The following is a 23078-nucleotide window of genomic DNA, read 5'->3' on the forward strand; positions in this document are numbered from 1 at the left end:
TACATTGCCTAAACTTACATCATTAGTGGCTACTGGTACATAATCGATTGTAACTGCTACATTATTCGATACATTGCCATCATTATCCTCTATGTTATATAATACCGGTGTTGGATCATCATCAAACGTTGGTAGCGGTGTAAATGTAATTGCGCCTGTGGTTAAATTTACACTCCAAGTCCCTTCTCCTGGTACTACAAAACTTGTAACATCACCATGGCTATCTATTACTACACTGGTCGCCCCTATTGGTATCACCAAACTTACAGTAGTTGCATCTATCGATCCATCTGAATCACTATCATTCGAAACTACATTTACCGTTACTGCTGTATCTGGCGTATTAGCTGAACTTAAATCAGCTAACGCTACTGGTGCTATCGCTGTATATGTAATGGTTACTGTCGCCTGATTCGATACATTGCCATCATTATCACTTACCGTATAGAATATCGGTGTTGGATTTGAGGTAAAGCCTGTAATAGGAGTGAAAGTAATCGCGCCTGTACTGCTATTTATACTCCACGTTCCTTCACCTGAAACTACTAATGAAACGCCTGCACCTGCAGTGCCTACTATCTGCACAGTTGATGGTTCTAACGTTCCATCTGAATCATTATCATTATTCAATACAGCTACCGTTACTGCCGTGTTTGTTGTATTGCCCGTACTGCTATCATTTAGCGCTACTGGTGGTCCATTAACAATAATAGCTTCTGTCAAATCATCATTCACGATTGTTGGATCTGATTGATTTCCTCTAGCTGCTGTTGTTGAATTGGTGATTGTTTGTCCTGACGTTCCTGCATCAACTGTGGCTGTAATGTTTAAGGTTACAGAGTCTCCACTAGCCAAGGTGTTTGATGTGGTACTAAGAACAACATTATCTAAAGCAAATTTTGCTGGACCTGTACTATTTTCAGGAATATTTTGCCAAAAAGCAATTCTAATGGTTTGCCCACTATATGCTGAAAGATTAGCTGTAAAACTATTCCAAACATTATCATTCTCTGTATTTCCGCTAACTGCAGTTACTTGCCTTAAAACTTCCAATACATTATTACTTAAATCTCGCACTTGAACCTCATATATTCTATCAATAGAAGCTCCGAATGTTAAATCATAATCAATATTTTCATCCCAACTTAAAGTTGTTGTTCCTGAAACCGCAATGTCTTGATATAAAATAGCTTCTCCAGTATCTCCATCAAAACCGTTACCTGCAAGGAATCCACCCTCAGATGGTAATGCCTCAGAGAAATTACCTAATCCATTATTTGATGCATACACCCCGTAAGCAAGAAATGGATTTGGATTATCAATTGCTGTCCAACCTGTAAAATCTCCACTCTCAAAACTTCCATTAACTAATTCTGTCTCAATACCAACAGACCATAATCCTGAACCATGATTATATGCTCCAGCTGCGTCATCACTCACATAGGTTACACCCGCCGGTAATAAATCTGTTAAACTAATACCTGTGGCATCACTTGGTCCATTATTTGTAACTGTTACCGTATAAACAATGGTATCACCTTCATTAGGCGTAGCATTATCAACCGTTTTAGTCGTTACTAAATCTGTACTTGTTACGGTAATTGATGCATCTAAATCATTTCCAGCATTGGTTGGATCTGTTTCATTACCAATTGCAGCTGTTGTAGAATTTACAATTGCTGTTTGAGCTACAGTCCCTGCTACCGCAACCGTAGAATCTACTATCAATGTAGCTGAAGTATTATTATTAAGAGTACCAATATTCCAAATTCCAGTAACAGCGTCATAGGTATTTAAAGTACCACCATAAGCAACATGTGTACTATAATTAATACCAATAGGTAAAATATCTGTTAAACTAACTCCTGTAGCATTACTAGGACCATTATTTACAACAGTAATAACATAAGTAATCATATCTCCTAAGTTTGGATTACTTCTATCCACCGTTTTTGTAGTCACTAAATTTGAAATAGGCACCTCCAAAATAGTGGCATTATCCTGATCAATCTCTCCAGATGTGTAATTTCCATGAACTACACCATTTGGATCTCGTTGATCTGCATCTGTTACTTCTGCTATATTCGTATAATTTCCTGTCGCATTAATAGTTGCAACAACGGTAAGCGTTGCAACCGATGAATTTGTTAATGAGCCAACGGTCCATGCACCTGTTGTTTCATCATAAGTACCATTAGCTGTTGAAGCGCTTACAAAGCTATACCCACTAGGTAATTGATCTGTGACATCAATATTTGTAGCATCACTTGGACCATTATTAGTAACCGTAATAGTAAAGGTTACATTCTCTCCCACATTATAAGGTCCTGCACTTACTGTTTTCGTTAATTTTAATTCCGCAGTTTCAATAACTACAACAGTTACCGTACCCGTATCACAGTTTGTTGGATTTGCATCCTCACAAATAGTATAATTAATAAAATAGGTACCTGGTGTCGTATTTGGATCAACCGTTACTGATCCATCACTATTCACTGTTAAAGGTCCTGTTGGGACACTTGATAAGGTAACATCCGCAGGAGTTAAAACTAAATTATTTAATAAATCATTATTAAACACATTTGAACCAGACACAATTCCTCCTGTAGTTTCATTCACTGGGCTTGCACTATAATCGTCATCATTTGCACAAATAACATTATTTATAACAATATTAGGTGTTAAAGCAGATGTACATCCAGCACTATTAGTTACTGAAAAATTGTAAGTTCCAGAAGCTAAAGAAGGAACAATATATGAAGCGCCAGAACCGGCGTAAGAATCTGTGGAAGTACCACTTTGGTTAATTGTCCAATTTCCAGATGGTAAATTATTAAAATCTACACTTCCTAAAATAGAAGAACATAAACCTTGATTGGTTATGTAGGTAAAGTTTGGCCCAGAATTTACAGTAATATCAACATTAATTGGTGAACCTGTACAAGTTCCAATTGAAGGCGTTATCTTATATCTTACAGTAGCAGGTGAAGTTGTAGAATTAAAAAGTGTTTCTGAAATTGTAGTTCCAGACCCAACTGAAAATCCAGAAGCACTTCCACTTGTAACTGCTGCCGTCCATGAATAACTTACAGTTGCTCCTGTTGTATTGGTTGATAAATCTATTGATGTAGTTCCTCCACTACATATTGTTTCAGCTATTGGTGTTGCAATTGCATCTGGAGTTGGATTCACGGTAACATCTAAGTTAAATGGAGTTCCAACACAATTTGTTGAGTATGGTCCTTTTGGTGTAATTACATACCTTACAACTCCTGTAGTGTTTGTAGCATTCACTAAAACATCATTTATGGTAGCTCCTGATCCACTAGCATTAATGCCAGTTACAGTTCCACTAGTTAAAGACGCTGTCCAAGTATAAGTAGCTCCAGAAACATTTGAAGTTGGACTGTAAGCTACGCTAGAATTAGCACATACATCCTTAGTACTTACACTCGTTACAATTGGGATAGGATTCACTGTAATTTTTACTTCAGTAGTCGCACCTACACAACCAGACGGACTTGTTGGTGTTACAAGATATACAAGTGTTAAAGGAGCATTTGTGTTATTTACCAATACATCTGTAATTGGTGATAAACTTCCAACAGTTCTTGCAGTACCTCCAGAAATAGTTCCTGCAGATCCTTCCGTAGTTGGTGCAGGCCATGTATATGTTGTAGCCGAAACTGCCGGAGTGCTTGTTATAGAAAGATTTGCCGCAGTACCACTACAAATAGCCTGTGTTAAACCTGCTGTTACTGCTGGAGTTGGATTTACACTTACCACTAAAGTTGAAGGTGTGCCCGCACAACCCGTTGGTCCTGTAGGTGTTAAAATATATGCAACATTAATGGCAGATGCTGTGGTATTTACCAATGTTTCTTCAATTAAATTTGAATTTCCTGATCCTGAACTATTGCTTATTCCTATAACTGCCGCCCTAGACCATGTAAAAGTTGAACTTGCTACATTACTAGTAATAGTATATGAAAATAGGTAGTTACTACAAGCCGCATCCGTAAGTGGACTGTTAATTCTTGAACGTGGGTATACTGTAATTACCACATCTGTAGGTGTACCAGGCTCACAAGCTCCTAAAATTCCAGGAGCAATTGGTGTCACCGAATAGGTAGCAGTTTGAACAGTATTTGTAGTGTTTACAAACGTATTTTGAATTGGATCTACACTAGGTATTGCTCTTTCTGTTGCTCCTCCTACTATTGTTAATCCTGGATCTGAAAGTGTTGGTGCTGGATACGAAAATAAAGCACCCGCCATATCTGGATCTGTAGTTAATAACAGATTCGATTCCGCTGTAGTATTTGAATCATCTACACATAATTCTTCTGTTAAACCAGTAGTAAGTACTGGAACTGGATCTACAGTGATTACAACTACTTCTGGTGTACTTGATACACAACCACCATAAACTGCATATATGGTATACGTTGCTGTTTGAATTTCGGCAGTTGTATTTAGTAACGTATCTGTAATTGGGTCAATATTTCCTGGTGAAGTCCTCAATGAGAATCCTGTAATACTTCCTGCTACTCCTGAAATTACAGGTGCATCATAATAATACGTAACACCTGGAACTGTAATCGATGAACTTAACGCAATAGAAGTAGTTCCTCCACTACAAAATGATTCCACATCTGGTGTAGCTAAAGGAATTGGATCTGGATTTACAATAACTACCAAATTAAAAGGTGTCCCTGGACAATCAGTTGTTGTCGGTCCTGTTGGTGTAATGGTATAAGTAACTTCTCCTGGTGAAGTTCCTGAATTTACTAATATGTCATTTATATCGATTGCCGTATTTGTTCCTGTAGCATTTGGATTAAACCCTGTAATTGAGCCACCCGCTGGTGCTGTGGTTTCTGAAACTGTCCATGTAAATGTAGTGCCTGTAGTGGCTGAAGTGATGTTATATCCTACACTTGTATTATCACAAATTGTTTTGGTTGTTGCGCTATTTACCGTAGGTGTTGGATTCACCGTAATTGTAAAATCTACTGGTGTTCCTGTACAACTTTCTCCTCCGTTTGAATACGTAGGTGTTACCGTAATTGTTGCAGTCACCGGAGCTGTTCCTGTATTTACTGCTGTAAAAGACGGAATTGTTCCACCACTTCCAGAAGCTGCTAAACCTATGGATGTTGTGTTATTTACCCAACTATATGTAGTAGTTCCTCCTGTATTATTTGTTCCAAAAGTTATTAATGAAGTAGCATCTGAATAACATAATTCTTGATCTCCCGGATCATTTACTTGACCCCTTGGGTTTACTGTTACTACTAATGACGAAGGTGTTCCAATACAACTCGTTGGCGCTGGTCCTGTAGGTGTTAATACATACGTTACATCTATAGGAGCTGTTGTTGTATTTATCAATGTTTCACTAATAGACGCTGAAGTTCCTGATCCTACAACATTACTTATTCCTGCAACTAACGCCCTTGACCATGTAAAAGTTGAATTAGCTACATTACTAGTAGCTGTATACGTATATAAACTATTACTACAAACAACAGCTGTAAGGGCACTAGTAATTCTTGAACGTGGGTATACTTTAATTATAACATTTTTAGCAATACCTGTATCACAACCTCCTAAACCTGCAGGCGCGATTGGCGTAACTATATAGGTAGCTGTTTGAGCTGTATTTGTTGTGTTTACAAATGTGTCTGTAATTGGATCTGATGTGGCTACTGTTCTTGCTGAACCACCAGTCATTCCGCCCGTAAGAGTCGGTGCCGAATACGTAAATAAAGCACCCGTCATTGATGGAGTTGTGGTTAATGTAAGATTTGCAACTGCTGTATTTGAATTATCTATACATAATTCTTGTGTTAAATTATCAGTAAGCACTGGAATTGGATCTACAGTGATTACAACTACCGCTGGTGTACTTGATACACATCCATTATAAATTGCATATACGGTATACGTTGCTGTTTGAATAGTGGCAGTTGTATTGATTAACTTATCTGTTATTTTAGCAGTATTCCCTGGTGAAGTCCTTGATGAGAACCCCGTAATACTTCCGGCCCCTCCTGAAAGTGTAGGTGCAGCATAATAATAAGTAACACTTGGAGCGGTTGAACTTAACACTATATCAGTAGTTCCTCCACTACAAAATGTAGTTTCTGCTACTGTGGCAGCCGGAACTGGATCTGGATTTACGGTAACTACCAAATTAAAAGGTGTCCCAGGACAATTAGTTGTTGCAGGTCCTGTTGGTGTAATGGTATAGGTAACAGCTCCTGGCGTAGTTCCTGTATTTTGTAATACTTGATTTATACTTGCGCCTGATGCATTACTAAAACCTGTAATGGAGCCACCTGTTGGTGCTGTGGTTTGTGAAACTGTCCATGTAAATGTAGTACTCGCAGTTGCTGAAGTAATGTTATATCCCACACTTGTATTGTCACAAATAGTTTTGGCTGCTGCACTATTTACCTTTGGTGTTGGATTCACCCTGATTGTAAAAGTTTCTGGTGTTCCTGTACAACTTCCTCCACCACTGGAATTGGTATAAGTAGGTGTTACCGTAATTGTTGCAGTCACCGGAGCTGTTCCTGTATTTACTGCTGTAAAAGATGGAATTGTTCCACCACTTCCAGAACCTGCTAAACCTATGGATGTTCTGTTATTTACCCAACTATATGTAGTAGTTCCTCCTGTATTCGTTGTTGCAAAAGTTATTAATGTAGTAGTAGCTGAATTACATACTACTTGGTCTGCAGGATCATTTACTTGACCTGTTGGGTTTACAGTGATTGTAAAAGTTTCTGAATTCCCTTGGCAACTTACACCACCATTGGTAAAGGTTGGTGTTACTGTGACATCTCCTGAAATTGGAGCTGTTGTTGTGTTTGTAGTTGTAAAAGATAAATTACCTGTACCCGATCCGCCTAATCCAATAGCTGTATTGGTATTCGTCCAAGCATACGTAACTGTACCACCCGTATTTGGGGTCGTAAAGTTCACGGTTGAAAGTGTGCTATTACAGAAAATTTTATTTCCTGGTGCATTTACCTTACCTGTTGGGTTTACTGTAATTGTAAAAGTTTTTGGATTCCCTGTACAACTTACACCGCCATTGGTATAAGTAGGTGTAACTGTAATGGTTCCTGAAATTGGAGCATTTCCAGCATTTGTTGCATTATCACTCACAAAATTAATAGCTCCACTCCCTGATGCTGGTAATCCTATACTTGTATTGGTATTCGCCCAATTATAGGTAGTTGTTCCATCTGTATTTGTAGTTGAAAAAGCTATAAAGGTAGAATTATCTAAATTACATACTACTTGATTTGAAATACTATCTACCTGTTCAGCTGGATTTACTGTAATATCTACGGTAATTGCTGCTCCGTCACAACCACCTATTGATGGTGTAATGGTGTACCTAACAACGCCTTGGATAGGTCCATTGTTAACTAGCGGTTGATTAAGAGTACTTCCACTTCCAGTTGAAAAACCTGTAACTGTACCACTTTGTAATGCTGCTGTCCATGAATAGTTAACAGTAGTGCCTGTTATATTTGTACTAAAAGAAATTGATGGTGTTGCTCCACTACAAATAACCTCAGTGGATGATGATGCAATAGCATCTGGTGTTGGATTTACAGTAACTACCAAATCAAAAGGTGTCCCTGGGCAATTGGTTGGTGCTGGTCCGGTTGGTGTTATAGTATAAGTAACAACTCCTGGTGTAATTCCTGAATTTACTAATACATCATTTATATATGTATTTGTTCCTGTAGCATCTGAATTAAACCCTGTAACTGAGCCGCTCGTTAATGCTGCAACCCAAGTAAAAGTTGTGCCTGCTGTTAATGATTCAATATCATAATTTAAATTTGTATTATTACAAATTGTTTGGGTAGGTGCACTGCTTACCAATGATGTTGGATTTACAACTATTGTTGCAGTAACGGGATCTCCTTCACAAAATGTAGGTGCAGGACCGGTAGGAGTAATTGTATACGTAACTGTTATTGGATTTGGCGTTGAGTTGTTAAACACGCCTCCTGTAATTGTAGTTCCCACTCCAGAAATTGCCGTCCCAGATGTAATACCTGCTGGTTCATCTCTACTCCACACAAAGGTACTTACAATACTATTATTGATTGTAAGAATCATATCATTAGTACTAGTGCCATTACAAATTGTTTGTGATGAAGGTGTAATAGCTGCATCAGGTAATGGATTCACGGTAATTATTTTTGAAATAGTAGCATCACAACCTCCTGGAACAATTCCATTTCCAACATATAAAGTAGCTGTATAAATACCTTCAGTTAAATAAGCATGTGTGGGGTTTTTTTCCGTTGAGTCTATGGTGCCATCAGTTTCAAAATCCCATTGCCAGGAAGAAATTGGATAACGAGGGTCTACTCTAGTGGAAAGGTCGGTAAATTGAATATTCGAACCTTGACAATTCTCATTAGCACTTTTTGTAGTAAAAGAAAATTCTGGAATAGGTTTTTCAGTTGTATTTATCCTTCGGTTAATTCCATAAAGATATGAGTAATTACCACATGTTGTACTATGTAAAATTAAAATAGGCAATCTACTACCATAACTTGTATAGGTATGTGTTGTTGTTGCTGAAGTAACTCCATTAGCAATAGGAGAAGATTCGGTAGTACCATCACCAAAATCCCAAATTAAAGCATCCGCTCCCTCAAGGTTTTCAACAAGAAATGTTACTTCATGCGGTGCGCAACCAGGAGTATCATCATAGGTGAATACCCCTATTGGACCATCAACATAAACGAGTATTGTATCACTTTTGGTACAGCCCCCAGTTAAGGTTTCAGTTAATGTTACGGTATAAGTTCCTGGTTTTAAATAATAATGAAACGGGTTTTGTTGATTTGAAGTAGTTCCATCTCCAAAATTCCAGAGATACGAAGAAACCGCTCCTGTTGGGTCTGTAGTTGAAAATGCTCCTTGACTTGGTGCACAACCCAAATTTACATTTGCTATAATAATATCAACTGCATCATCAACAATTGTGATACTTTTAGTAGTTGTATCTGAACAACCTAAATTATTTGTAACTCTCAACCCCACGGTTTTAATTCCTGTTCCTTGCGAACTAAAATCTATTGTTTGACTTGAAGAAGGCCCAGATATTTCATAAGAACCATCATTATCTAGGTCCCATTCATAAAGATCAATAGTTCCAAAACTAAGTGTTGAAGAACTTGTGAAAGTAACATTACCTAAACAATAAATATTTCTGGTGGTTGCTATACCTGCAGTTAAAGCAGGAACACGCACACTCGCTGTTTTGCTTTCGGTAGCAGAACACCCCAAATTATCTGTAACGGTAAGTGTAACCGTATAATCACCAACAGCAGCAAAAATATTTGTAGGGGTTTCGATAGTTGAATCTATCGTACCATCATTTTCAAAATCCCATTCATAGGTGTATGAGGTAGACGGATCAGATGGAAGACCTCCTCTTTTTGTAACAGTTGGAGTAAATGTAACGTCACCACCTGGACAAATTTCTGATACATTAGTAGTAAAATCCAAAATTATTGGTCCATTTACCACAATATCAGCTGGGTATGTATATGTTTTCACGCAGCCGTGCTCTTCTGTCACTGTTAAGCTTGCCGTATAAATACCTGGTGTTGGGTACGTATATGTTGGGTTTGCAGCTGTTGATGTTCCTCCATCTCCAAAATCCCATGCATAACTTGCTGCACTAAAATTGGCAGATGAATTTGTAGCCAATTGATTTGTAAAAGTAAAAGTACTACCTGCACAAATAGGATTTGTATCAGAAACCGTAAAAACAGGGTCAAAAGTTGTTACATAAATAGTGCTTGTAGTAGTGTCTGAACAAGCCGCTGACCCGCTATCCGTAACTGTAAGTGTAACTGTATAATCTCCTGTAGCAGCATAAATATGGGTTGGATTTTTTAAGGCTGAAGTAGTTCCATCACCAAAATCCCACGCATATACAGGAGTAATATTATCAATAATACTATTATTAGTGAATGTAATTGTATTGGTTGGTACAGAACATTCAGAATAAGAATCTGCTACAAAAATTGCCCTTGGTTCTAGAATTGTTACAGTTATCTGATACGCATCAGACTCACATCCATTATAAATAGTAGTTGCAGAAATGTTATAAACACCCGGATCGCTATAACTATGGCTCACACTATTTACAGTGGCATTAGTAACATATTCTGTTGACGTATCTCCATCACCATAATCCCATAACACCTCAGTTGTTAAATTTGTTATGGTAGCAGTAAGCTCTACAGAATTATTTTCAAAACAATAGTTCGGCAGGTCAGAAACAAAGGTAATAGGTTGTTTGTCTCCCACCAAAACATATGCTGGTTTAGTACTTGTTAAAGTACATCCATTAGTAGTAGTTACATTTAAAGTTACTGTATAATCTCCTGCAACAGTATAGTTATGCGTTGGTGCAGGTAAGTTAGAAGAATTTCCATCTCCAAAATCCCAACTATAAGAGGTTATAGGATCTGAAGCATTGTTATAAATAGTTGAAAAAGAAGTAGCAAGTGTTGCGCAGCCTGTTGTATTCACTGCTGAAAAATCCACCACTGTCGGTGTTATACTTACACTTGAATTTAACGTATTGGTACATCCATCAGCAGTAGTTACTTCTAAACTAACAGGGAAAAATCCAGCGGCACCAAAGTTATAAGAAGGGGTTTCAATAGTTGAATCGGTTATACTATCATTATTAAAATCCCAAGCATAACCCGTTATTGTTGTGCCAGATACTGTTGAAGTATTTGTAAAATTAATTGTATAATCTGGTGCACATGCGTTGGTTGCCGTATATGTAAAAGAAGGAGTTGCTCCAATAATTGTTATGGGTTTTGTTGTAGATAATACACAACCATCAGAAAACGTTGTTGTTAATGTCACGTTATAATCACCTGGTGAAGTATAGGCATTAGAAGGATTTTGAGAGGTAGAAGTATTTCCATTTCCAAAATCCCACACCCAACTTACTGCGTCAGCACTTGAAGCATCTGTAAAAGCAACAGGTATATCCAAACAGTTACCCGAAAACCCAAAATCAGGAGTGCTTCCAGCATTAAAAGAAACAGTTTTAGTAACCGGAATTGATTCACATAAATTATCTGATATAGCTTTAAATGTAACATCATAATCGCCAAATGCCGTAAAATTATAGGTGAAATTCTGGTCTGTAGAAACTGGAGTTCCATCTATTTCCCATAAATAATCTATAACACTTCCAGAACTAATTGCAGAAGCTCCAGAAAATGTAACGTTTCCTGGACCGCAAACACTCTCTTTCACAAAAGTAAAGTTAGCAGTTGGTATTGGGTTTACAATTATAGCCGCTTGCTTAAATATGGTGGTTGAACATCCATTAACATCAGCAACGGTTAATAATAAATCGTAACTACCAACTGGCACATTTGTTAAGCTAATTGTTGGAGAGGCTTGGGGACCTACTGTAGGCAAGGCCCCTAAAAAATTAAATGTATATGAAGTTACGCTACCTCCTGTTATCCCCCCAACAGTTGACGAGCCAATTATAAAAGGCGCAACTACAATAGGCGTTGCACTAATAGTTAAATCACCCGTATAATTTCCACAACCAACTATTGATGGTATTATTGGAGCTGGTGAAGGATACACCTCTATTGTTTGTGTTGATATCAACTCGGCACTTCCTCCTCCATTAATAGTAAGTGTAACTGTATATATACCTGGCTTTGGGTAATTTGCTGATGGATTTTGAACTGTAGAAGTATTTGAATTCCCAAAATCCCATAACCATGAAGTTACAGTTGCACCTCCTGTTGAAGTATCTGTAAAACTTACGTTAATAGGAGAACAGTTTCCATCAAGAGTAGCTGTAAATGATGCTGTTTGGCCAAATAAAGTTGAAGAACTTAAATTAATTATTACAATTAGAAGGAACGATAGAAGGTAATTTTTTTTCATAAAAAAGATTTTTATTGTCAAGTACACGCCCTAATAAGCTCATAAATAGAATTAGGCAAGGTGAGACTTCAATCAAAAGTAAAAATCCTTTTTAAATAAAGGCGTGATATTTGTCAGAAAAATTAATAAAGTCTTTAAAAAACTGCAGGAATTATTAAATATTTGATTTGAATAATACTATAAAAGGGAGTTTTTATTGAAAATTACAACAATAATATAACAACACTACAATACTGTTTTTGTTTAATTTCAATTAAAACATTAACAAAATTTAAATATATAGACCTTTTAAAATACTGTATTGTTTTTCAATGACTTAGTAAAAAATACTATTATATAAATCAAACTTTTTAAAAAAATCGCCCTTTTAAACTCAGGGTAACAGTACTAATTTGCTTTTTAAATTATTTAAAAACATTATTCATTTTTAATTGCTCCTAATAAATCACTTAAAAATTCGTCAATATTAAACTTGTGATTATCATCTGATAATCCAAAGCGCACAATTATTATATCTTTTGAAGGAATAATAAACACATATTGCCCTTGGAAGCCATTACACGAGTATAAATCTTTTGGAACATTTGGGTATACACCGCCCGCATTTAACCAAAATTGCGCTCCATATTCACCTTTTGAAGTATTGGTTGTTGTTTTTGTATAGTTTACCCAAGATTTGTTTAGAATTTGTTCGCCGTTCCAATTACCATTGTGTATGTACAATAAGCCAAACTTTGCCCAATCTCTTGCTGTTGCCCAACCATAACTAGAACCTATATAATTTCCTGAAACATCGGTTTCTATTACCATACTATTCATTCCAATTTTGTCAATGAATGCTGCATACCAAAAATCTAAATATTCTTGATGTGTTTTAAATTGATTTCTAATAAAACCTGAGAGTAAATTGGTGGTTCCAGATGAATAATTCCAACTATTATTTGGTTTGCCAACAAGCTGTTTATTTAGCTGTGTTTTGGTCATATCCTTATCTAAAAACAACATTTTTGTTACGTCGGATATTTTGTTGTAATCTTCCAACCATTCCAAGCCGCTATTCATTTGTAATAAATTATTTAAGGAAATTTTAGAGCGTTCATCTTGTTCCCATTCTGGAAATAAATTTGTTTGATTTACATGAATTTTACCTTGTTTTTCTAGAACACCCAAAACGGCACTTGTAATACTTTTGGTCATAGACCAACCCAATAATTTTGTTTCTTTGGTAAATCCATCTGCATATTTTTCAGCAATAATTTGATCTTTATAAATTACCAAAACAGCTCTTGTTCTTTTTTCAACTTCACCCTTACAATCAAACGCTTTTTCAACAGCAAAATCTAATAATTTATAATTAATGTTGTTAAATAAAGTATCTTTTTGAGGAAGATTTCCATATGGATATGGTAAATTGGATTCAATGCTAATTCTTTTTGGTTGGAATGAGTTAGTTTGTTTGTAATCTTCCGGAACCAATACACAACCTATACCGCTTTTATATATGGCTTTTCTTTTTTTAAGCCCAAATACCGTTGAAATAACCGATTTTTCTTCAAAATTAATTTCGTTTTTAGCCAAATTCACAGGGCTTATATCATTATCTCCAGCTTCAATAGATTCCAAATCTCTATTAGCTTCAAAAGTGCAAGAACACACACTTTTTGCCGCAAAACCAGTAATAATATTTAAACGAGGATAATTAAAAACTACCACTGCAATTAGGATAATAAGTATTGGAATTACTCCAAATTTAACAATTTTTTTCATTAGAATATTTATTTATAATTTGTTAAAAGTAACATTTATTTTGTCAGTTCAAAAAAAGAATTTACTTTTGTTAACCATTTGGTTAAACTATTTAGTTAATATAATGAAAAAAACAAAAGACACTACCACTGAAACATCTATATTAAATGCAGCTAAAACTATTTTTCAACAAAAAGGAATGGATGGTGCACGTATGCAAGAAATTGCTGATGAAGCTGGTATAAATAAAGCGTTGTTACACTATTACTACAGAAGTAAACAATTGCTTTTTGAAGCCGTTTTTAAAAGCGCTTTCTCACTATTAGCACCACAAATGAATAAAATATTAAATGATGATTCTAGCATTTTTGATAAAATTAAAAATTTTTCAAACAACTACATTTCCTTTATTATAAAACATCCGTATTTGCCAAATTTTATAATTCAAGAATTAAATAAAAACCCAGAATTCGCCATCCATATTTTAGCTGAAAATAAGTTTCCGAATATTGAAAAGTTTAAAAATCAAATTTCAGAAGAAGTTTTAAAAGGAACTATAAAACCAATAAAAGCTGATCAATTATTCATTAATATTTTATCATTAAATATTTTCCCTTTTATTGCCGCACCATTGTTTAAAGGATTTTTAAATTTAAATAATGATGAGTATAATTTAATGTTAGAACACAGAAAAACTGAAGTCGCTGAATTTATAATTAACGCTATAAAAGTTTAACATAGATTCCAGCCTTTACAGGATTTGTCATTCCTGCGCAGGCAGGAATCCAAAACGAACAAAAAAATGAAAACAAAACACCAATATTATGTCTATATCTTATCAAGTAAAATTAGAGGGACATTGTATGTTGGAATGACGAACGATTTACAACGCAGAATTAATGAACATAAAACACGAATAAAAAAAGGTTTTACGGAAAAATATGGCGTTCATAAATTGGTTTATTTTGAAACTTTTCAATTTGTAAAAGACGCAATTACCAGAGAAAAAAATATTAAAAAATGGAAACGAGATTGGAAAATTGAATTAATTGAAAAAGAAAATAAAAAATGGTTAGATCTTTCAAAGGATTGGTATGACCCTATTCCAGTTATATAGTATAGATTCCTGTTTTCACAGGAATGACAAAATAAAACTCATAAAAAAATGAAAAAAACAATCACATTTATAATTCTTCTCTTTTCGCTTTCCGCAATTGCTCAAGATAAATTACAGTTAACAGATTTATACAAGTTACTAAATAAAAATTATCCGTTAACACAACAAACAGAATTGCTGGAAAAACAAAACCAACTAGATTTAGAAGTTATTAATACCGAAAATTTACCGAAATTAGAATTCGCAGCACAAGCAACCTATCAATCGGATGTAACACAAATTCCAATAATAATTCCAAATTCTACCATTGAACCGCCAAATAAAGATCAGTACAAAGCAACAATTTCTGTAAATCAATTAATTTATGCTGGCGGATTAGTAAAAGCATCTAGCGAAGCAAAAACAGCTGCTTTAAAAACTAATTTGAAACAGGTAGAAGTAAATTTATATCAGCTAAAAAAACAGGTAAATCAACTGTATTTTTCCATTTTATTTCAACAAGAAAAAAAGCAATTAATAACCTCTAAAAAAGAATTGTTAGAAGCTAAATTAAAAGAAGTAAAAGCTGGTATAAAATACGGTGCAATACTACCTTCATCAGACAGTGTTTTGGAATCCGAATTGTTAAAAATTAATCAACAATTTATTGAAATTGAAGCCAATAAAAAAAGTTTATTTGAAACACTTTCTAAATTAGTAGGAATAGAAATTTCATCAAATAAAACGTTAGAAAATCCAGAAACAATTACTGCGGAAAATAACGAAATTAACAGACCAGAACTAGCTTTGTTTCAACTAAAAAAAGAACAAATTGACACTAACGAAACCGTACTTTCTAAACAAAATGCTCCAAAAATACTGAGTTTTGCAACTGGGGGTTACGGAAACCCAGGATTAAACGCATTGGATAACTCATTTCAAACATTTTATATGGTTGGTGTTAAATTAAACTGGAACGTTTTTGATTGGAACGCCAACAAAAAACAACGCGAATCTTTAAAAATAAATAAAGAAATTATTGATACAGAGGAAGCTGTTTTTAAACTAAACACAAACATTGAATTAGACCAAAACAAAAGCGAAATCGAAAAAATTTCAGCGTTTATACCTAATGACAATTCCATAATAGCTTTACAAAAAAACATTTTAAAAACTGCCGAATCGCAATTAAAAAATGGTGTCATCACTGCATCTGCTTATATAACTGAATTAACCAATTTATATGAAGCAGAAAATAACTTAAGTACACATAAAATTCAATTATTACTAGCGCAAACAAATTACAATACAACTAAAGGAAATTAATTATGAAAATTATAAATAAAATAGCAGGAACAGCCTTTCTTACAATTGCATTAATTTCTTGTAACAACAACAATAAAGCAGATGGTTACGGTAATTTTGAAGCTGTTGAAATTACAGTTTCTGCAGAAAATAACGGGAAACTAAATCAATTTTCTGTGGAAGAAGGACAAACTATTGCAAAAGGCAAAATTGTTGGTGTTATTGACACCATTCCATTAGCACTTAAGAAAGCACAATTAATGGTTTCAAAAAATATTATTTCATCAAAATCAAGTGGCGTTTTATCTCAAATTAGTGTGTTAAACGCGCAATTAAAAACTGCTAAGATTTCTCAAACCAGAATTCAAAATCTGATAAAAGAAAATGCCGGAACACAACAACAATTAGATGCTATTAACGGGCAAATTGATGTAATAAATCAACAAATTAGAAGTGTTGAAATTCAAAATGCGCCAGTTGTAAATGAACTAAAAAGTATTGATGTTCAAATAAGTCAATTAGAAGATCAACTGCAAAAAAGTTTAATTACCAATCCAATTGATGGAACGGTTTTGGTAAAATATGCCGAGGCAAATGAAATTACTTCTTTTGGAAAACCGCTATATAAAATTGCGGATTTAAACACCATGCAATTAAAGGTTTATATCAGTGAAAAACAATTAGCTTCCATTAAAATTGGACAAAAAGTAACTGTAAAGATTGACAGTAATAAGGATTTAAAAAATTATGAAGGAACTATTTCTTGGATTTCCTCAGAAGCAGAATTTACTCCTAAAATAATTCAAACAAAAGAAGAGCGAGTAAACCTTGTGTACGCAGTAAAAATAGATGTGCAAAACGACGGAAGTTTAAAAATTGGCATGCCTGCTGAAATGTGGATTTCAGAATAATTTTCTAAACTACGTCTACCTGAACTTGATTCAGGTTCTCATCAAGATTAGGAAAGAAATTGTGAGATTCTGAATTAAGTTTAGAATGACGAAATTTTTCCATAAAAAAATTAATAAATATTTCCATGAAACATTTACATAAAATAGCATCCCTACTTGCCTTTTCCATTGGAATTATGTCCGTAATTGCAGGCTCAAAAGTATTGTTAGGCATTGATACAAAAAACTATACAGTGCTTAATTGGTTAGTTATTTATAATGTAATTTTTGGGTTTATATCAATTGTTGCAGCATATTTAATTTGGACAAAACATATATTTACTAAAAAAGTTATTGCTTTTGTTCTAACATCTCATGTGCTGCTACTTATTTATCTCAATTTTTTAAATGAAAATGTAGCTTCAGAAAGCATTAATGCCATGGTTTTTAGAGTAAGTGTCTGGAGTATAATTGCTCTTATTGCTTTAAATTATAACACCGTTAAAAAATGAGTATTTCTGTACAAAATATCAGCAAAACTTTTAAAGATAAAACCGCTTTAAAAAATATTTCTTTTGAAGTAAAAGAAGGGGAACTATTTGGTTTAATTGGTCCAGATGGCGCAGGAAAAACAACACTTTTTAGAATTTTAACCACGCTTCTTTTTGCGGATAGCGGAACTGCAACTGTCGCCAATTTTGATGCCATTGATGATTATAAAAAAATTAGAAATAATGTTGGTTATATGCCAGGGAAATTCTCGTTGTATCAAGATTTAACCGTGGAAGAAAATTTGGAGTTTTTCGCAACTATTTTCGGGACAACCATAGAAGAAAACTACGATTTAATAAAAGATATTTATGTTCAAATTGAGCCTTTTAAAAACCGTAGAGCAGGAAAATTATCTGGCGGAATGAAACAAAAATTAGCCTTATGTTGTGCTTTAATTCACAAACCAAAAGTGTTGTTTTTAGATGAACCTACTACAGGTGTTGACCCAGTTTCGCGAAAAGAATTTTGGGAAATGTTAAAACGTTTACAAACCAAAGGAATTACCATGTTAGTTTCTACGCCGTATATGGATGAAGCAGCCTTGTGCGACAGAATTGCGCTAATTCAGGATGGTAAAATTTTAGAAATTGATACACCACAACACATTGTAAAACATTATCCAAAAAACATTTATAATGTAAGCGCCAACAATATGTACCAATTGATTAATAGTTTAAAAAATTACGAACACAACTATAGCGTATATCCGTTTGGTGAATTTGTCCATTATTCTGATAAAAGAAATGATTTTAATCCAACAGATTTAAAACTTTACTTAGAAAAACAGCAGTTACAAAACATACAAATAAGTAAAACGGCAGCAACCATTGAAGATACTTTTATGGAATTGGCTAAATAAATAATACGTCACTTCGAGTGATTTTTGCAAAAAATTATATTGAAAAGTTCTCGATACTTCGGCTAAAGCCTCAACTCGAACTGACTAAAAGCATTAAAAATGAAAGAAGATACCGTAATAATAGTTGATAATTTAACCAAAATGTTTGGTGACTTTACGGCTGTAAATAATATTTCTTTTGAAGTTAAAAAAGGAGAGATTTTTGGATTTTTAGGTGCAAACGGCGCGGGAAAAACTACCGCTATGAAAATGCTAATCGGAATTTCAAATCCAACTTCCGGAAATGCACAAGTAGCAGGTTTTGACGTGTATAAAAACCCAAACGATATCAAAAAAAATATTGGCTATATGAGTCAAAAATTTGCCTTGTATGATGATTTAACTGTAAAAGAAAACATCACTTTTTTTGGTGGAATTTATGGTTTAACGCGTAAAAAAATTGAAGAAAAAAGATGTCAATTAGTTGAAGAATTAGGGCTGCAAGAAATTGTAAATGAATTGGTTGGCTCACTACCATTAGGGTGGAAACAAAAAATATCCTTCTCAGTTGCATTGTTACACAACCCAAAAATTGTTTTTTTAGATGAACCAACAGGTGGTGTAGATCCAATAACACGCCGTCAATTTTGGGAAATGATTTATAAAACCGCACACGAAGGAACCACCATTTTTGTAACTACACATTATATGGACGAAGCGGAATATTGCGATCGGGTTTCCATCATGGTAAACGGTAAAATTGAAGCGTTAAACACTCCAAAAAAATTAAAAGAACAGTTTAAAGTAGAAAATATGAACGAGGTCTTTTTAAAACTAGCCAGAGGTTAAAATAACTAATAATGAAAATAAAAAAATAACATATCCAAAAGTAAATATTACATCAACCTGAACTTGTTTCAGGTTCACATATTGATTGATAATCAGCATGATGAGATTCTGAAATAAATTCAGAATGACGAATTTAAAAACTCAATGGATGGCATATTAGAAAAAGCTTATGAAACGATTTATAGGATTTATTAAAAAAGAGTTTTACCATATTTTTAGAGATAAACGCTCATTGTTTATCCTTTTCGGTATGCCAATTGCTCAAATTATGTTGTTTGGATTTGCAATTACTAATGAAATTAACAACGTAAATATTGCCATTTTAGATCATTCAAAAGATGAAACAACAAAGGAAATCATTCATAAAATAGCATCTTCAAAGTATTTTACAATTGCAGCATCTATTTTAAACGAAACAGAAATTGAAACCGCCTTTAAAAAAGGACATGTAAAAGCGGTACTTATTTTCGAAAAAGATTTTAGTAAAAATTTAGGCAAGGAAAACAACGCTACAGTTCAAGTAATTGCAGATGCAACAGATCCAAATACAGCAAATACAATTAGTAATTATGTTAGTGCCATTTTACAAAATTATCAACAACAAATTAATGTAGCTGTAAAAACTCCGTATCAAATAATACCAAAAACCCGAATGGTTTTTAACCCTGAACTTAAAAGTGTTTTTATGTTTGTACCAGGAGTTATGACCATTATTTTAATGTTGGTTTCTGCAATGATGACTTCCATATCTATCACTCGAGAAAAAGAATTAGGCACTATGGAAATTTTGTTGGTTTCGCCTTTAAAACCATTTCAAGTAATTATTGGTAAAGTTGTTCCGTATATTTTCTTATCAATTATAAATGCCATTGTAATTGTATTACTGGGTATTTTTGTTTTTAATATGCCTGTTCAGGGAAGTTACTTTTTACTAGCCGCAGAAAGTGTTTTATTTATCATAACTTCATTATCCTTAGGAATCTTAATTTCAACGGTTTCAGCATCTCAACAAACTGCTATGATGATTTCATTAATGGCTTTAATGTTGCCAACAATATTATTATCGGGCTTTATTTTTCCGGTTTCAAGTATGCCGCTTCCGCTTCAAATAATTAGCAATATTGTACCTGCAAAATGGTTTATCATCATTTTAAAAGGAATTATGTTAAAGGGTGTTGGAATTCAATTTATTTGGAAATCGACATTAATTTTAGTGGGTATGACCTTGCTTTTTATAGGTTTAAGTGTTAAAAAATATAAAATACGATTAGAATAATGAATACAATTCTATTTATCATACAAAAAGAGTTCAAACAAATCTTTAGAAATAAAGGAATGTTGCCTATTATTTTTGTATTACCAATCATACAATTAGTCATACTTTCTAACGCGGCTACTTTTGAAATAAAAAATATTAAATTCTCCTATATTGATAATGATAAAACTTCCTTTTCAAGAGAATTAATTCAAAAATTTGATGCGTCCACGTATTTTAATGTTTTAACTGATTTTCCTTCCAATAAATTAGCAACCGCCGCCATGTTAAATGGCGAAGTTGATGTAATTTTAGAAATTCCTGAAAACTTTGAACGAAATTTAGTTAAAGAACAAACCACAGATTTATCTGTAATAATCAATGCTATTGATGGCGCTGCAGCTGGAGTAGAAAATGTGTATATCAATCAAATCATCAAAGATTTTAACAAAAATGCACAAACAACATTAGTGCAACCTTCCAACCAAATAAATAAACCTGTTAACATTACAAGTATTCCTTCTTTTTGGTATAATGAAACCTTGAATTATAAAACTTTTATGGTGCCTGGGATTTTGGTTCTGTTAGTTACTATGATTACGCTTTTCTTATCTGGAATGAACATTGTTCGCGAAAAAGAAATTGGAACTTTAGAGCAAATAAATGTAACGCCTATAAAAAAACATCAGTTTATCATTGGAAAATTATTCCCCTTTTGGATAATTGGATTTGGACTTTTAACAATTGGACTTATCATTGCAAAACTGCTGTTTAATGTGCCAATAGTTGGTAGTATTTTTCTGCTATATTCATTTACTTCCATATACTTATTAGTAATTTTAGGAATTGGTTTTTTCATCTCCAACTTTACCGATACACAACAACAAGCTATGTTTATTTCTTGGTTTTTTACGGTAATTTTTATTTTAATGAGCGGTCTTTTTACACCTATTGAAAGTATGCCAGTTTGGGCACAATATATAACAGAATTCAACCCAATTAAATATTTTGTTGAAGTCATGCGTATGGTAATGTTAAAAGGATCAACCTTTACTGATATTATTCCTCAATTTACAAAAACATTGGCGTATGCAATTATTATGAATGGTTTGGCGGTAATTAGTTATAAAAAGTCAACGTAGTTTATTTCAATTTTGTAATTTTGTATTTAGAATCATTCTAAAAAAGAAAAATGATAGATATTGATAAAGTAAGAGCCGATTTTCCGATTTTAAAAGAAAAAGTAAACGGAAAACCATTAGTTTATTTTGATAATGCAGCAACAAGTCAAAAACCACAAGTGGTAATTGATAGCATTGTAAACTATTATAGCACAATAAACTCAAATATTCATAGAGGTGTTCATACTTTAAGTCAAAAAGCTACCGATGCTTATGAAGCAGCTCGGTTAAAAGTTCAACAACATTTTAATGCAAAAAATAGCTACGAAATTATTTTAACAGCCGGTACAACACATAGTATTAATATTGTTGCTACTGGTTTTACTTCGCTTTTAAATAAAGGTGATGAAATTATTGTTTCCGCACTTGAACATCACTCAAATATAGTTCCTTGGCAAATGTTATGCGAGCGAACTGGCGCTATTTTAAAAGTAATTCCCATGAATTTAGAAGGCGAATTGGTGATGAGTGAATACGACAACTTATTATCAAACAAAACCAAATTAGTTTTTGTAAATCACGTTTCCAATGCTTTGGGAACCATTAATCCTATTGAAGAAATTATTGAAAAAGCTCATAATATTGGTGCCGCTGTTTTAATTGATGGCGCACAAAGTTGTCCACATATTAAGCCAAACGTTCAAGCGTTAAATGTTGATTTTTATGTGGCATCTGCACATAAATTATGTGGGCCCACAGGTGTTGGTGTTTTATACGGAAAAGAAGAGTGGTTGAATAAACTCCCTCCTTATCAAGGCGGTGGAGAAATGATTAAAAAAGTTACTTTTGAAAAAACTACGTATGCAGATTTACCTCATAAATTTGAGGCTGGAACGCCAAATATTTGTGGAGGAATTGCCTTTGGAACTGCATTAGATTATATGAATTCCATCGGATTTGACAACATTGCAGCTTATGAACACAAATTGTTGGAATACGCAACAAAACGTTTATTAGAAATAGAAGATTTAAAAATTTATGGCACTTCCAAAAACAAAACTGCAGTAATTTCATTTAATATTGGTAACATTCATCCTTTTGATATTGGTTCTATTATTGATAAATTAGGAATTGCGGTTAGAACTGGTCACCATTGCGCACAACCCATCATGGATTTTTATAAAATTCCAGGTACTATTAGAGCTTCGTTTTCTTTTTACAATACTTTTGAAGAAATTGATTCCCTAATTTCAGCCTTAACTAAGGCAAAAATGATGCTGAGTTAATTATTTCACGTTTTTTGATTTATCTCTAATTAGCTTTATTTTATTGCGTTTTATATAACTTATTTAATATTTTATTACACACTTATTTGGTTGTTAACATTTTTTTAATATATTCGACAATCTTTAAATTAAAGATTTCGTCCTAATAT

At 33.7% G+C, this 23078-nt stretch carries 12 protein-coding genes; 10 read left to right on the top strand and 2 right to left on the bottom strand.

All coding sequences use genetic code 11. The annotated features are described in order from the left end of the window. Both JEY78_RS04900 and JEY78_RS04905 read right to left on the bottom strand, forming a co-directional pair. Nucleotides 1–11991: PKD-like domain-containing protein (locus JEY78_RS04900; RefSeq protein ID WP_291847401.1), on the bottom strand; the 11991-nt coding region annotated here is incomplete at its 3' end. A 417-nt stretch (nt 11992–12408) separates the two neighbouring features. Next, nucleotides 12409–13758 carry a serine hydrolase gene (locus tag JEY78_RS04905; protein ID WP_291847406.1) on the bottom strand — a complete coding sequence of 450 codons (1350 nt, stop codon included), beginning with the start codon at nt 13756–13758 and terminating at the stop codon, nt 12409–12411. Between the two features lie 103 nt (nt 13759–13861). On the opposite strand from JEY78_RS04905, the gene JEY78_RS04910 reads away from it, so the two are divergent. The 10 genes from JEY78_RS04910 to JEY78_RS04955 all read left to right on the top strand — a co-directional run bounded on the left by JEY78_RS04910 (nt 13862) and on the right by JEY78_RS04955 (nt 22929). After that, complete coding sequence (locus JEY78_RS04910; protein WP_291847409.1) at nt 13862–14473, top strand: TetR/AcrR family transcriptional regulator; 612 nt, start codon at nt 13862–13864, stop codon at nt 14471–14473. A gap of 66 nt (nt 14474–14539) precedes the next feature. Continuing rightward, on the top strand, nt 14540–14854 hold the full coding sequence (locus tag JEY78_RS04915) for a GIY-YIG nuclease family protein (protein ID WP_291847412.1): 315 nt from the start codon (nt 14540–14542) through the stop codon (nt 14852–14854). Nucleotides 14855–14902: 48 nt separating this feature from the next. Next, the gene (locus JEY78_RS04920) at nt 14903–16159 is read left to right on the top strand and encodes a TolC family protein (RefSeq protein WP_291847415.1); all 1257 of its coding nucleotides are present in this window, start codon (nt 14903–14905) and stop codon (nt 16157–16159) included. A 2-nt stretch (nt 16160–16161) separates the two neighbouring features. Further along, nucleotides 16162–17049 carry an HlyD family efflux transporter periplasmic adaptor subunit gene (locus JEY78_RS04925; RefSeq protein WP_291847418.1) on the top strand — a complete coding sequence of 296 codons (888 nt, stop codon included), beginning with the start codon at nt 16162–16164 and terminating at the stop codon, nt 17047–17049. A gap of 125 nt (nt 17050–17174) precedes the next feature. Next, nucleotides 17175–17540, top strand: a complete 366-nt coding sequence (locus tag JEY78_RS04930; RefSeq protein WP_291847419.1) for a hypothetical protein — start codon at nt 17175–17177, stop codon at nt 17538–17540. Further along, nucleotides 17537–18439, top strand: coding sequence for an ABC transporter ATP-binding protein (locus JEY78_RS04935; protein WP_291847422.1), 903 nt, complete (start codon nt 17537–17539; stop codon nt 18437–18439). Before JEY78_RS04930 ends, JEY78_RS04935 begins: the two co-directional genes overlap by 4 nt. Nucleotides 18440–18538: 99 nt before the next feature. Beyond that, on the top strand, nt 18539–19267 hold the full coding sequence (locus JEY78_RS04940) for an ABC transporter ATP-binding protein (RefSeq protein ID WP_291847425.1): 729 nt from the start codon (nt 18539–18541) through the stop codon (nt 19265–19267). Nucleotides 19268–19436: 169 nt separating this feature from the next. Further along, the gene (locus tag JEY78_RS04945; RefSeq protein ID WP_291847428.1) at nt 19437–20543 is read left to right on the top strand and encodes an ABC transporter permease; all 1107 of its coding nucleotides are present in this window, start codon (nt 19437–19439) and stop codon (nt 20541–20543) included. After that, entirely contained in the window at nt 20543–21664 is a 1122-nt protein-coding gene (locus JEY78_RS04950) for an ABC transporter permease (RefSeq protein ID WP_291847431.1), read from the top strand. The genes JEY78_RS04945 and JEY78_RS04950 overlap by 1 nt, the downstream gene beginning before the upstream one ends. 50 nt (nt 21665–21714) lie before the next feature. Further along, nucleotides 21715–22929, top strand: a complete 1215-nt coding sequence (locus JEY78_RS04955; RefSeq protein WP_291847434.1) for an aminotransferase class V-fold PLP-dependent enzyme — start codon at nt 21715–21717, stop codon at nt 22927–22929. The last annotated feature ends 149 nt before the right edge of the window (nt 22930–23078 follow it).

Origin of the sequence: Lutibacter sp. (assembly GCF_016342705.1) — a bacterium.
In the GTDB taxonomy this organism is placed as follows: domain Bacteria; phylum Bacteroidota; class Bacteroidia; order Flavobacteriales; family Flavobacteriaceae; genus Lutibacter.